Source organism: Coprothermobacter sp., assembly GCA_013824685.1.
In the GTDB taxonomy this organism is placed as follows: Bacteria; Caldisericota; Caldisericia; order Cryosericales; family Cryosericaceae; genus Cryosericum.
On the sequence record PNOG01000007.1, the window covers coordinates 22,393 to 35,163 of the forward strand.

Annotated in this window: 9 protein-coding genes and 1 pseudogene; 6 read left to right on the forward strand and 4 right to left on the reverse strand. The window is 61.8% G+C overall.

Features of this window, described 5'->3' with window-relative positions; translation table 11 throughout:
• Positions 1 to 4: 4 nt before the first annotated feature.
• From C0398_01955 to C0398_01970, 4 genes and pseudogenes are all read right to left on the reverse strand, one after another.
• Positions 5 to 754 (reverse strand): carbon-nitrogen hydrolase family protein, encoded by a 750-nt coding sequence (locus tag C0398_01955; GenBank protein MBA4364755.1) that lies wholly within the window; start codon positions 752 to 754, stop codon positions 5 to 7.
• Positions 755 to 1,131: 377 nt separating this feature from the next.
• Positions 1,132 to 2,331 (reverse strand): annotated as a pseudogene (locus C0398_01960) (hypothetical protein).
• The gene (locus C0398_01965; protein MBA4364756.1) at positions 1,953 to 2,906 is read right to left on the reverse strand and encodes a radical SAM protein; all 954 of its coding nucleotides are present in this window, start codon (positions 2,904 to 2,906) and stop codon (positions 1,953 to 1,955) included. Before C0398_01965 ends, C0398_01960 begins: the two are co-directional and overlap by 379 nt.
• Complete coding sequence (locus C0398_01970; GenBank protein ID MBA4364757.1) at positions 2,903 to 3,628, reverse strand: endonuclease; 726 nt, start codon at positions 3,626 to 3,628, stop codon at positions 2,903 to 2,905. Before C0398_01970 ends, C0398_01965 begins: the two co-directional genes overlap by 4 nt.
• Positions 3,629 to 3,754: 126 nt before the next feature.
• Here C0398_01970 and C0398_01975 point away from each other — a divergent pair, with 126 nt between their 5' ends.
• From C0398_01975 to C0398_02000, 6 genes are all read left to right on the forward strand, one after another.
• Positions 3,755 to 5,518, forward strand: a complete 1,764-nt coding sequence (locus tag C0398_01975) for an ABC transporter ATP-binding protein (GenBank protein MBA4364758.1) — start codon at positions 3,755 to 3,757, stop codon at positions 5,516 to 5,518.
• Entirely contained in the window at positions 5,515 to 7,647 is a 2,133-nt protein-coding gene (locus C0398_01980; protein ID MBA4364759.1) for an ABC transporter ATP-binding protein, read from the forward strand. The genes C0398_01975 and C0398_01980 overlap by 4 nt, the downstream gene beginning before the upstream one ends.
• Positions 7,648 to 7,737: 90 nt before the next feature.
• Positions 7,738 to 10,131 carry a hypothetical protein gene (locus tag C0398_01985; GenBank protein ID MBA4364760.1) on the forward strand — a complete coding sequence of 798 codons (2,394 nt, stop codon included), beginning with the start codon at positions 7,738 to 7,740 and terminating at the stop codon, positions 10,129 to 10,131.
• A 126-nt stretch (positions 10,132 to 10,257) separates the two neighbouring features.
• On the forward strand, positions 10,258 to 11,289 hold the full coding sequence (locus C0398_01990; protein MBA4364761.1) for a putative methyltransferase: 1,032 nt from the start codon (positions 10,258 to 10,260) through the stop codon (positions 11,287 to 11,289).
• A 17-nt stretch (positions 11,290 to 11,306) separates the two neighbouring features.
• Positions 11,307 to 11,750, forward strand: a complete 444-nt coding sequence (locus C0398_01995; GenBank protein ID MBA4364762.1) for a hypothetical protein — start codon at positions 11,307 to 11,309, stop codon at positions 11,748 to 11,750.
• Positions 11,725 to 12,771, forward strand: a 1,047-nt coding sequence (locus tag C0398_02000) for a hypothetical protein (GenBank protein ID MBA4364763.1), incomplete at its 3' end; no start/stop codon positions are given. The genes C0398_01995 and C0398_02000, both read left to right, overlap by 26 nt.

Here is a 12,771-nt window from a genome sequence, read left to right on the forward strand (position 1 = left end):
TTTGCTAGATGGCCGCGACGATTATTCCCGGCATTCCCAAGTGGAGTGAGTGGGTGATGCGCCCGTTGGCGTGGACGACCATGGCCCCTCCGAACGAACCTCCGTCGAAGTCCTTGTCTCCGATCGAGTTTGTCATGAGCGTGGTGACAGCCATCTTCTGGACGCGCTCGATGTAGATGTGGCGCTCCTCGGTCTCCCACCGTTTCTGGTCACACAGGCCGCTGTCGAAGCAGCGCGCGAAGGGCATGAGGAGATAGGTCGGATGCTGTTCACGCACCTGTTGCGCGACGGTGTCGTTGAACAGGTCGCCGCAGATGGCAAACGAAAAGCGACCAATCGGTGTATCGACTGCAGGGCATTCTGTTCCCTCACGATAGAGCTTGGAGTCACTCATCTGGTCGTGCCACTGAGGATCGATGCGACGGTACTTGAGGAGCATGTCTCCGCTCGGACCTACCAGGACGGCGGTGTCGTACAATGCCGCTCCGTCCCGCTCAAGGATGCCGAACGCGATGTGGATGCGGCTGGACTTGGCGAGGTCGGCGAAATGAGCCACCGCCGGTCCAGGTACCGGTTCTCCCAGCATCAGGTCGTGCCGGGGATCGTTGTTGAGGATCAGTCCTGTTGTCGCAGCTTCCGAGAACAGGACAAGGTGTGCCCCCGCCTTTGCCGATTGTGTCACAGCAAGGTCCATTCGCTCGATGTTCTTTGCTGAATCAGTCCCAACACGATGTACCACCAGCGATACGTTCATCCTTTCTCCTCCTTTTCAAGTCTGACTCCCGCCAGTCGCTGCGCAGTTTTGGAGCCCTCCAGGCACGCAGGACTGTCAAGTGCTCTGGCCTCATCATAGTTGAACGTCCTTCTTTTGCAACAGTGCCCGTGAGACACCAGAACGCTTGAAGCCCTATGGATCGAATTCGGGGCTTGGATTGACTTCTGCGTCATTGCCGTATCCCTGGCGCTCCCAGAAGCCTTTGAAGTCAGGATCGGTCGATAGCTCGATGCGTACGACCCACTTGCGCCGCTTGTATCCCCACTTGTCTTCCGCCGCCCAGTGGTGTGATCAATTGTGAACCCCTTGGGGTCAGACCCCAAGGGGTTCACAATTGATAGGGAGGGGATGAGGGAGCGCAGGACGGCGAGGTTGTGGGCGTAGGCGCCGTCGCCTCCGGGCGTCTCCAGAATGCCGGGGATCTTGTTGAATCGCGTGTCGGCAAGCAGGAGACGAAACGGTTCCAGGCCTACCTCACCCTGTCCGATTTCTGCGTGCCGGTCGATCTTCGAACCCAGCACACCCTTGGAATCGTTGAGATGAAACGCCCGGACATTGTTCAAGCCGAGGGCGCGGTCCAGGTCGTGAATGGTCGCGTTGTACCCTTCTCGAGAGCGGATGTCATAGCCTGCGCCGAAGATGTGGCACGTATCGATGCAGAAGCCCACGCGTGCGGGGAAGTGGCACAGGCTGCGTATGGCCGCGAGTTCCTCGAACGTGCCGCCCAGGACGGAACCGGCGCCCGTGGTGGCTTCGAGCAGCACCATGGTACGGTGTGCACGGGTATGCCGGAAGATGTAGTCAAGGCTCCTGGCTGCCACCCCGATCCCCTTTTCGGCTCCTTGGCCACGGTGAGCCCCAGGATGGACGACGAGATACGGGATGCCCAAGTGTTCCGTCCTCCCGATGTCGCTAACCATGCAGTCCCTGGACTTGGCCAGAAGGTCGGGGTCGCGGGCGGCAAGGTTGACGAGGTAGGTGGCATGGACCGTTCCGGGGACCAGGTGATTCAGTTTCATTCCGCGCTTGAACCCGGCGATTTCGTCCCGTGACAGGGGTGGTGCCTGCCACTGAAGCTGGCTCTTGGTGAAGATCTGAAGCGTCTCGCAGGTGGCCTCGAGGGCATTCTGAGGGGCGTTTGCCACTCCCCCCGCGATGGACACGTGTGCCCCGAGGATCATCGGCCCGATTCTCCATTCATCTCGCGGACGAGGAAGAACGTCTGACCGCCATACCGCTCGACCCTGAAGCGTGGATCGGCACGCAGAGCGTCGAGGACCGGCAATGGGTCGATGCCGGAGTTGACGAGCAGCTCGATTGCCTGGTCCTCGCGCATGGGATGTCTCTTGCAGACCCCGGCGAGCGTCTCCAGCGGGTCCGTACCGGCGGCGATAGTGAAGGCGCCGAAGTCGAAGCCCGACGGCTGTGCCCCTCCCAGCGCTTTCTCGGCAAGCACCAGTGCTTCGGGCGTGATGGGACGGGCGAAGTCTTCGGCAGGAGGACGGATGGGCGTGTCGACGAAGACGCGGTCCGGTCCGACGGACTGCAGGACCCATCGTGTCTGGTCCAGAGTCTCCGGAGAGTCGTTGATGCCCTCGAGCAGCATCATGTCCACCCAGAGCTGGCCCCTCCTCCGCATGTGGGCAAAGTCCAGCAATCCCTGTTTCATGGCCTCAAACGCGATGCCCGGACATGGTCGGTCGATGCGGCGGAAGAGTTCCTCCGTAGGGGCGTTGAACGAGGTGAGGACGATATCTGCTTCGGCCAGCGCTTCGCGCACAGCAGGTTCGGACAACAGCGCGCCGTTGGTGATGACCGCGATGGGGATGCTGCTGAGCCTCCGCGCTCCCCGGATCAGGTCCCCCAGGCGAAGGTAGAGGGTCGGCTCGCCGTTGCCCACGATCGAGATGTGATCGGGCGGCGGCGACACGTGTCTGAGTGCATCGTCCAGTTCGGCGAGGATGTCCTCCAGCTTGAAGTACTCCTCGCGCTCGTTCGTCAGGTGGTCTGTTCGCCCGAGCATGCAGTAGATGCAGCTGAAGTTGCACGTCTTGTCGGGGATGGGGCTGATGCCGAGGCTCCGGCCCAGACGCCTGGATGGAATGGGGCCGTAGATGTAACGGTAGGTCATGGGACGGATCTCCTTTCGGGCATGGTCCGCACGCTCACGACGTGTTGGGTTGCGGACGATGCGTCCGCCGAGGGACAGCGCCGTTCCAGTGGACAGGCGAGACACACTGGGCGCGCCCGGCAGTGTTCCTTAGCCAGACGGACCAACAGGGCGTGAAACTCATTGAACAGGTGCACGTCTTCGGGTAGTCCCGCGATGAAGTACTGTTGTGCGCTCTCGTAGGTGGCGTTTTCGGGCAGGAGGCGCAGTCTGGATCCGATGCGTCGCGTGTAAGCATCAACGACAAAGACCGGCTTACCGATCGCGTAGAGCAAGATGCTGTCTGCGGTCTGCCGGCCCACTCCACGCAGAGCCAGCATCTCGCAGCGCAGAGCGTCGGCATCTTCGGACGCCAGACGGGACAGGTCCCCTGAGGTACGCTGGGCGACCCACTGGGCGAGGATCCGGAGATACCGCGCCTTGACCCGGTAGGTACCGGCGGGCTGGATAGCCTGTTCGAGGTCCGACGCAGAGAGAGCAAGTAGACCAGTAGCTGTCATGGCATTCGCGGCTTTGAGCGAGGTGATCGCTTTCTCGACGTTCGACCACGCCGTGTTCTGGGTAAGCACTGCGCCGACGGCAACCTCGAACGGCGTGTCGCCGGGCCACCAGTGCTGTGGTCCCCAGGCGGCCGCCAGCCGCGTGTATGCGTCGAGAAGAGTCGAATCTGCTTGGGTTCTCATAGGTTCACTCAGACAGCGTACCCCGCAAAGGCTCCTGCACAAGTGGACAATGTGTGGTATCCGCCTGGGGTTCGAAAGGGGCACAGTGGTTGACAACGGGCTGATTGCCCAATATCCTGTGCTGTTATGACTAGTACGGAAACCAAAAGAACGAACAAGCTCAGACACCTTGGCCCTGCGCTATCGCCGTATTGGCCGCAGTATGTCGGCGGCATCATCATTCTTGGCACGGTCGACGTCATACAGACGGTCATCCCGGGGATAACGGCACGCGTCATCGACGAACTGGCGGTGTTCAGGGCGGGCCCTCGTGAGCTGGGCGCTGCGCTGCTCCAGATAGGTCTCCTGGTCGTTGCGATGACCATCGGGCGGTATCTCTGGAGGTATCTGCTGTGGGGTTCGGCCCGGCGGGTTGAAGAGCAGATGCGCCGCAACCTCTTTGCCAAGTTCATGGCGCTTTCAGCCGAGTTCCACGACCGGCACAAGACGGGAGACCTGATGGCGCTCGTGACCAACGACCTCGAGGCCGTGCGGGAGGCGCTGGGCGACGGCCTGCTCATGATTTCGGACTTCATCATCATGACGACCTTCACACTGATCGCCATGTTCCGCTTCAACCGCTCACTGACCCTGATGACGCTGGTGCCTCTCGTGCTCATCGCGCTCGTCGTGACGCGCTCGGGCCCCATCGTATTCCGGCTGTTCAAGCGCGTGCAGGACGCGTTCTCCGCCCTGAGCGATTATGTGCAGGAGGCCATGACCGGCATCCGGGTCATCAAGGTCTTCACCCGAGAGGACGCTGCGACGCGCGGCCTGCGGGAACGAGCCATGGACATCGAACGTCGCAATGTCAGACTCGTGACGGTCTGGGGACTGACATTCCCCCTCATCGACTTCCTCGGTTCCATTGCCACACTGATCCTCCTGTGGGCAGGCGGCCTGCTTGTCACAAGGGGACAGTTCAGTATCGGAGGGCTGGTGGCGTTCAACACGTACATCGGCATGCTCGCCTGGCCGATGCTTGCGCTGGGCTGGGCCATCAACCTGTTCCAGAGGGGGCAGGCCTCCCTTGCCCGCATCAACGAGATCCTCGACATGCAGCCGACCATCCTCGAGCGGCCTGACGCCCTCACGCTCGGCGACATGCATGGGGAGATCGAGTTTGACCACGTGACGTTCGAACGAGAGGGAAAACGCATCCTCGACGACGTCAGCTTCCACGTTACGCCCGGGCAGAAAGTCGGTATCATCGGCCCCATCGGGTCAGGCAAGACGACGGTCGTTTCACTGCTGACGCGTGCCTATGACACGACGTCGGGACGGGTCCTGATCGACGGCCATGACGTCCGCGACTACCGCGTCAAGGACCTGCGGCGGGCAATCGGCGTTGTGACCCAGGACGTGTTCCTGTTCTCGGACTCGCTCGAGGAAAACATCAACGTGACCGACCTCCCGGTTGGTGCCGAAGAGGTCCAGGAGGCGACCAGGCTGTCCGGTATCTACAAGAACATCATGGAGTTTCAGGACGAGTTCAGTACCGTGGTCGGCGAGCGCGGTGTCACACTGTCCGGTGGTGAGAAGCAGCGTGTCACCATCGCGCGCGCCATTCTCAAGAAGCCGCGCATCCTGGTCCTGGACGATGCCCTGTCGGCCGTGGACGCCGACACCGAGAAGCATATCCTCGACAACATCGCAAACTTCGAGACAACACCGACGACCGTCGTCATCAGCAACCGCATCTCTGCGCTGCGGCATATGGACAAAGTGCTGGTGCTCCACGACGGACACGTCGAGGAGGAGGGGACGCACAGCGATCTCCTGCGGGCGAAGGGCATGTACTGGCATATCTTCAGGAAACAGCTGGTGGAGCGCAAGGTGGAGAAGGAATGAGCGAACCGATCACACAGGAAGAAGTCAAAGAGCGTTCATTCGACATGACGCTGATGCGCCGCCTGCTGCACTTTGCGAGGCCACAGGCCTGGCTGCTGCTGCTGGCATTGGTGCTGGTCTGCGTCCTGAACGCAGGCGATATCCTGAAACCTCTGATCGTCCGCAGCGCCATCGACCAGTACGTCGATCCCACCTCGTCGAGATTCGTCCGGCTGGAGTCTGCTGAGGACGCGAAGCTGGTGGACAGTCTGGTTCCCGCGACCGCACGGTTCGCGCTGGATGGCCGCTCTTACTATGACAAGACCGAGCTTGCTCATGCGGGACGTATCCTGGGCCGCTCCCTCGCCGGGACCCAGGTCTCGTTCTACGTCATCACCCCGGACAAGGCTGCACAGCTTGGACCCGAGGCGCTGGCCGCGTACACCAGCCAGACGGCGCCCGTGCTCTTCGCAGCGCCAGTGCCCGCCTTTGCGGAAGGATCCTTCCTGATGAACGTGGAGGACCTCCAGCGTCTGCCCGCCACAGAGCGTGAGTGGCTCCGCTCGGCGGACAAGGCCGGCATAGTACGCCTGTCCCTCATCTTCCTCGTGGTCGTCGCGATCATGCTGGTCGTCGCGTATGGCAACAGGCTCCTGCTGGAGGTCGTGGGTCAGCGAGTGGTGTACGACATCCGCGTCCAGCTCTTCCAGCACATCGAGCGTCTTCCCTTCAGCTACTTCGACAAGGCCCCGTCTGGTCGTCTCACGACGCGGGTCACCAATGACATCGCTGCGCTGGCCGACATGTACGTCAACTCGCTGGTCAATCTGGCCAAGGATTCGCTGCTGCTGGTGGGCGTCCTCGTCACGATGTTCACGCTGAACGCATTCCTGACGTGGATCCTGGTGGGCGTGCTGGCAGCCGTCATCGTCATCACCGCCACGCTTCGCATCCCCATGCGCGATACCCACCGCATGGCGCGGACACGCCTTGCCCGCATCAACGCATTCATCGCCGAGCGCCTGCAGGGTGTACGTATCGTCCAGCTGTTTGCGATCGAGGAGAAGGAGAAGGACAAGTTCGACGTCATCAACCGTGACTTCACGCGTATCCGACTGCGCCTGGTCCATCTCAACGGCATCTTCCGGCCGCTGGTGGGCGCTCTCTCGACGTTCGCCATTGCCCTCCTCCTGTACTTCGGGGGAGACCGCATCCTCGGTGGCACCCTGTCCTTCGGAACGCTCATCACGTTCACCTTCTATGCGGCGATCTTCTTCCGCCCCGTGCAGGAGCTTGCAGAGCAGTTTGACACCATCCAGTCGGCAATGGCCTCCGCCGAGAAGATCTTCCGTGTCATGGATGAGCCGGAGGAAGACTATACTCCCGAGTCATTTGACGGCCGTCTTCCCTCTTCATTCGAGATCGAGTTCCGGGACGTTCACCTGAGCTACAACCAGGGTGAGGAGATTCTCAAAGGGATCACCTTCAAGGTCGAACAGGGCGGGTCTGTCGCACTGGTCGGCTCGACGGGTGCCGGGAAGACGTCCATCACGGGGCTGGTCCCGCGGTTCTACGACGTCGACAGCGGACATGTGCTGCTCGGGGGCGTGGACGTTGCGACCCTGCCCGCTGAATTCCTGAGGCACAGCGTCGCGTTTGTCATGCAGGACGTGTTTATCTTCAGCGGCAGTGTCCTGGACAACATCGCCCTGTTTGAAGAGCATCCCGACGAGCAGCGCGCGAACGAGATCGTCGACTACCTGGGCATGGGGTTTGTGAAGAACCTGGAGGGAGGTCTGCACTACCATCTGTACGAGCGTGGAAACAACCTCTCCTCGGGCCAGCGGCAGCTCATCTCGTTTGCCCGGGCGCTGTACTTTGATCCCAACGTGCTCATCCTTGATGAGGCCACCTCCAACATCGATACCGAGTCCGAGGCCGTGATCCAAGCGGCCATACGCAAGATCCTCAAGGGTCGTACCAGCATTATCGTCGCACACCGCCTGTCGACCATTCGCACGGTCGATCGCATCCTCGTGGTGCAGAAAGGGCGTATCAGCGAATCCGGAACACATAAGGAACTGCTCGCACAGGGCGGCATCTACCAGAGCCTCTACGAACTCCAGTCTCTGAGCGAAGAGAAGATCTGACAGCGTCGTCCCGGAACGGTTGACAATGCGCGCCATGGCGCTATACATGCACGGGACGGTGTCTTGTTCCGCCGGCCGGAGGGGTGCGCTGTGGAACTCAAAGGACTTGTTCTACATCAGCGGTACAGGATCTACGAGCAAGCAGGGACGTCCGGCATGGCCATGGTCTGTCTGGCCAGCGAAATTGCGACGTCCGCCGTCGTGACAGCTCTCGTCCTCGAACCGCCCATCACGCGAGATGCCGGCATCGTGCGGCGCTTCCTCAGGTCCGCGGAAATGGGCTGTCGTTCCGGACACCCGTATGTCGCGCCCATCGAAGACTATGGCGAGGAACAGGACATCTGCTACATGGTGACACGGTTTGGCCAGCAGGGGGCCACGCTTGCCGAGCTGGAACGCAAGCATGGGGCATTACCCATGGTTCAGTCTGCGTGGATCTGCTCATGCGTCGCCTCTGCACTCGAAGGGGCCGTCGCGTACGGCGGTATACCATTCCACGGTGCGCTGCGTCCCGCAGGCGTCATCGTCACGCCATCCGGCGATGCCCAGGTTACAGGCTTCGGTACCGCGCCCGCGTCGGGAGCTCTCGATCCCGTCCTTGGAGAGAGGGCTGTAGCGTATGCGGCTCCGGAACAGACTGAGGGCCGTGCCGTCGATGTTCGAACCGACTTGTACACGCTGGGGACGATGCTGTACGAGATGCTGACAGGGCGCGTGCCCTCCACAGCAGAGGTTCGTTCGTTTCTGTCGTTCGAGGGTTCCGCTCACATGGAGCAGTTCCTGAGGAACATCCCGAAGCAGCTGCACCCTGTGCTGTCGGGCTTGCTGCAGTGGGACCCCGACGAGCGGTTCGCATCTCCCGGCGACGTGATCGACGCGCTGGCAGAAGCAGGGTTCCCGGCACCGCAGCGACCCCTGATGGAACCGACAGGACCCGGAGGGGAAAACGGTCCAGAGCTGGACTCCGATACGAGTCTTCATCCAGAACTGCTTGCTGTACCCACGGTCGGGGTGGGCGAGCTGTATATCCAGGAGAAGACCGGCGAGCGTCCCTCCACCGACGACGTGGTGCCACTGGCGGGAGTCTCCGGGACTACGGACGTTCCTCGTCCCGCAGAGGGATTCTCCTGGGAGACCGCTGCCCCGCCGTCCGGCGAGCCTCTTGTTTCGCGTTCCGTTCCTCTGCCACCGCAACGACGGCGCCGGGTTGTACCGATCATCGTGGCCGCGCTGGTCGTGGCCGCCCTGGCGTATGTCGCGATTGCCAAACCCTTCAACAATGGTTCCTTGCCCCCCGACGGGACGGCTGTCAAACCACCCCCCGGCCAGACCGTCACGACGGGCGCGCTTGCCGTTACGTCGACGCCACCCGGAGCATCCATCATCCTCGACGGCACTGATCGCAAGATGACCACTCCCGCCACACTGACAGGTGTTGCGGTGGGCAGCCATACCGTCCTTCTGCGCCTGACCGGCTATGCGGACGGTCGAGAGAACGCGAGTGTTACCGCGGGAACAACGTCGGCGCTTCAGGTTGCTCTCACGAAGGAGCTCGATGCGACAACGCCGCCAGTCGAACCCGGGACGCCGCCGGTGACTCCCCCAACGCAGGTCGAGACGACCCTGCGTGTCACGTCCACGCCAGGCTCAGCTGCCATCGTCCTCGACGAAAAGGAGACTGGCAGACTGACGCCCGCAACGATCGTGGTCGCACCGGGCAGTCATACGGTCTCGCTGAAGCTCGCTGGATACGCCGTCGCTACCCGGACCGTCAGTGTCGCCAAGGGGGGACAGGCGTCGCTTGCCGTTCCGCTGACGCTAACACCCCCTGTCGCGCAGGGCTCGCTCCGCATCACGTCGACGCCTGCAGGAGCTGTTGTCACGATCGACGGGAAACTCGTGACCGGAAAGACCCCGCTGACCGTCGACGTCGCGCTGGGGCATCACACGATTCTGGTTGCTCTGCGCGGGTACGAGACGTATGCGCGTTCCGGGGTCGAGGTCGTGAAGGGAATCCAGACGACCATCGCAGTGCAGCTGGTAGCGATTCCCGTCGACCTGAGCTACACGAACAGTGCGGGCGGATTCGGCTTCAAGTATCCCAACACGTGGCAGATCGTCCAGAGCCAGGGTTCGACCGAACCTCTGGCATCAGCCGAAGTGCGTTCTCCGGCCGGCCCCTTTGTCCGGGTTGAGGTGGCCCCGCTCAAGGGCAGTACCGTCCAGACGTATCTGACGGAGCTCAGAGCAGAACTGGAGAAGCTTCCGGGTCTCACCATCAGCGGAACGGGAACGAGAACGGTTGGCGGTATCGTCTATCAGCACGTTGTCACCCTGCGTGCGGGGAGCCAGACAGAATACTGCCTCCTGCAGTCCGGCGGCAGTGTCTACCAGCTGCAGTGCACGGCGGAGGTGGGGCTGCTGCTGAACGCTGCTGCCCCCGGATTCCAGACCATCCTGGGATCGTTCTTCACGGCGCCTTGACGTTTCGCCCGGGCAGAACCAGATGCCCTGGCCGTCCGGCGCACAAACGTCGGGCAGGAGGGGCTTTTATTGCATTGTGCACCATCGTCACGTATAATTTGTAGATTTCTACTTCTGGAGGTACACATGGACAGGACACAGGCGAAGCTGCTGCGGGCGCTGATGAAACAGCCTCTCAGTTTCTGGCAACTGGTGGGCAAGCAGGACGACGCCATCCGTGGCTACATCGACGCACTCAAGACGCTCAAGATCAAAGGATATGTCGAAGCGAAGGGCGACCTCATCGCCGTGACGAAGGACGGCAAGGAGTACGCTCGCACGAACGGCGTCGAGAAGGAAGAGTCCATGATGTGCCCGACCTGCAGCGCGACGGGCGTCAAGCCGCGTGGCTGGCTCAAGGAGATCATGCCGGAGTTTGAGGCACTGGCGAAGGGACGTCCCGAGGTCACCGCTGAGTTCGACCAGGGCGTGGTCCCCCTTGCGAAGAACCTCGACCGCATCGCCTACATCTACGAGCGCGGCGACCTTGAGAACAAGAGCATCTTCATCCTCGGCGACGACGATCTCCTCAGCATCGGCCTTGCCCTGACCGGCAAGTGCAAGCGGATCACCGTCGTAGAGATCGACAGACGCGTCAACAAGTTCATCCGCAAGGTTATCAAGGAGAAGGGCTGGACCAATGTCGAGGTCTATGACTATGATGCCCGCGATCCCGTCCCCGAGCAGCTGAGGGGCAAGTTTGACGTCTTCATCACCGACCCGGTCGAGACAGTCGAGGGCATGAAACTCTTCTACTCGCGCTGCTGTGAAGCTCTCAGAGGCAAGGGCTGCTCAGGCTACTTCGGCATCTCGCACTTCGAGTCCGGCTTGGCCAAGTGGATGGGTGTCGAGAAGGACCTCCTCCGCATGAACCTGGTCATCACGGACATCCTCCGTGACTTCAACAACTATCTTCTGACCGGCGAGCGCATCGTCGAGAAAGGCTTCCGTATCGTCACCGAGTCCCCCTTTACCCTCAAGGCGCCCGACTTCGCCTGGTATCACTCGACCTTCTTCCGTGTCGAGGCCGTCAAGAAGCCGCGTCCTCTCATCACTGAGCGCGTGGAATGGGCGCGCGAGCTCTACTTCGACGAGGACACGTTCGTAGCCCTGCCCTGACGGCAGACTGATCAGGCGTGACTCGCAAGAAGGGCGAGGTCACCGAGATCACTGCTGGAGGCATTGTCTTCAACGGTGACAAGGTGCTCGTTCTCAAGAACCTGAAGGGAGTATGGGTCTTCCCGAAGGGACATGTCGAACTCGGAGAAAGCCACGAGCAGGCAGCCCTCCGCGAGGTCCTCGAGGAGTCCGGACTGCACGCCCTCATCAAGGGAAAGGCGGGCATGTCGTCATTTCATTTCTACTCCTACATGGACAAGGCAGTCCACCGGAAGATCGTGTACTGGTTTGAGATGGAGACCACGGATGCACAGGTGACCGTCAACCGCGAGCTCAGGATGGGTGCGTTTTTCGAGGCGGCGGAAGCGGTGCGCATGCTCAGCTTCCCCAATGATGTCGCGAACCTGAAGACGATTCTCGAACGACGCGCAAACGATGTATGCGACAGTAGCGAGTGTTAGCGTCGTCGGCCTCACGGCCTATCCCGTGCAGGTCGAGATCGACATCGCCGACGGCCTGCCTGTGTTCACCATCGTGGGCCTCCCGGACGCGACGGTCCAGGAAGCGCGCGAGCGCGTCAAGAGCGCCGTCCGGAATGCCGGCTTCCACTTTCCTGTTCACCGCATCACGGTGAACCTCGCTCCGGCCGATCTTCGCAAGGAAGGAGCGTTCTTCGACCTCCCCGTGGCCATCGGCATCCTCAAGGCGTCGGGCCAGCTCGACGCCTTGCTCGACGGCTACGTCTTCCTCGGTGAGCTCTCGCTCGAAGGGACGTTGCGGCCCGTCCATGGAGTCCTGCCCGCTGTCGCCGGTCTCGCTGCTGCAGACGGGACGCACACCTATGTCGTGCCACACCAGAACGTGGGTGAGCTTGCCCTCCTCGAGGGAACCCGCCTTCTGCCCTCTGTCGGCCTCAGCGAAGTCGTACAGGCACTCGTCGAGGGGCCGGTCATCCAGATTGTCCCAGCCTATGAGCCGCCTGCGGGAGCAGTTGATTCACCGCTGGACTTCGCAGACGTCAAGGGCCAGGCGACGGCGAAGAGGGCGATGGAGATTGCGGCGGCCGGAGGGCACAACATCCTGCTCAGCGGCTCGCCCGGGTCGGGCAAGACGATGCTTGCGGAACGTCTTCCGGGGATCATGCCACCGATGATGCGCGAGGAGGTTCTGGAGGTCACGACTGTCTACAGCGCTGCCGGCCTGCTGATGGACGGACAGTCCATGGTAGAACAGCGCCCGTTCCGGCACCCTCACCACACGGCATCCAGCATTGCCGTCATCGGCGGAGGAGCCACGGCGCGCCCGGGCGAGATCTCGCTCGCGGACCGGGGTGTCCTGTTCATGGACGAGCTGCCCGAGTTCCACAGGGATGTCCTGGAGGTCCTGCGTCAGCCCCTCGAGAGCGGTACCGTCACCATTTCGCGCGTGCGTCAGACCCTGACGTATCCTGCCCATTTTCTGCTCGTGGCCGCGATGAACCCG

Coding starts and splice junctions, on each gene's coding strand:
- C0398_01975 (MBA4364758.1), top strand. CDS start 3,755: ATGACTAGTACGGAAACCAAAAGAACGAACAAGCTCAGACACCTTGGC.
- C0398_01990 (MBA4364761.1), top strand. CDS start 10,258: ATGGACAGGACACAGGCGAAGCTGCTGCGGGCGCTGATGAAACAGCCT.
- C0398_01980 (MBA4364759.1), top strand. CDS start 5,515: ATGAGCGAACCGATCACACAGGAAGAAGTCAAAGAGCGTTCATTCGAC.
- C0398_01970 (MBA4364757.1), bottom strand. CDS start 3,628: ATGAGAACCCAAGCAGATTCGACTCTTCTCGACGCATACACGCGGCTG.
- C0398_01955 (MBA4364755.1), bottom strand. CDS start 754: ATGAACGTATCGCTGGTGGTACATCGTGTTGGGACTGATTCAGCAAAG.
- C0398_01965 (MBA4364756.1), bottom strand. CDS start 2,906: ATGACCTACCGTTACATCTACGGCCCCATTCCATCCAGGCGTCTGGGC.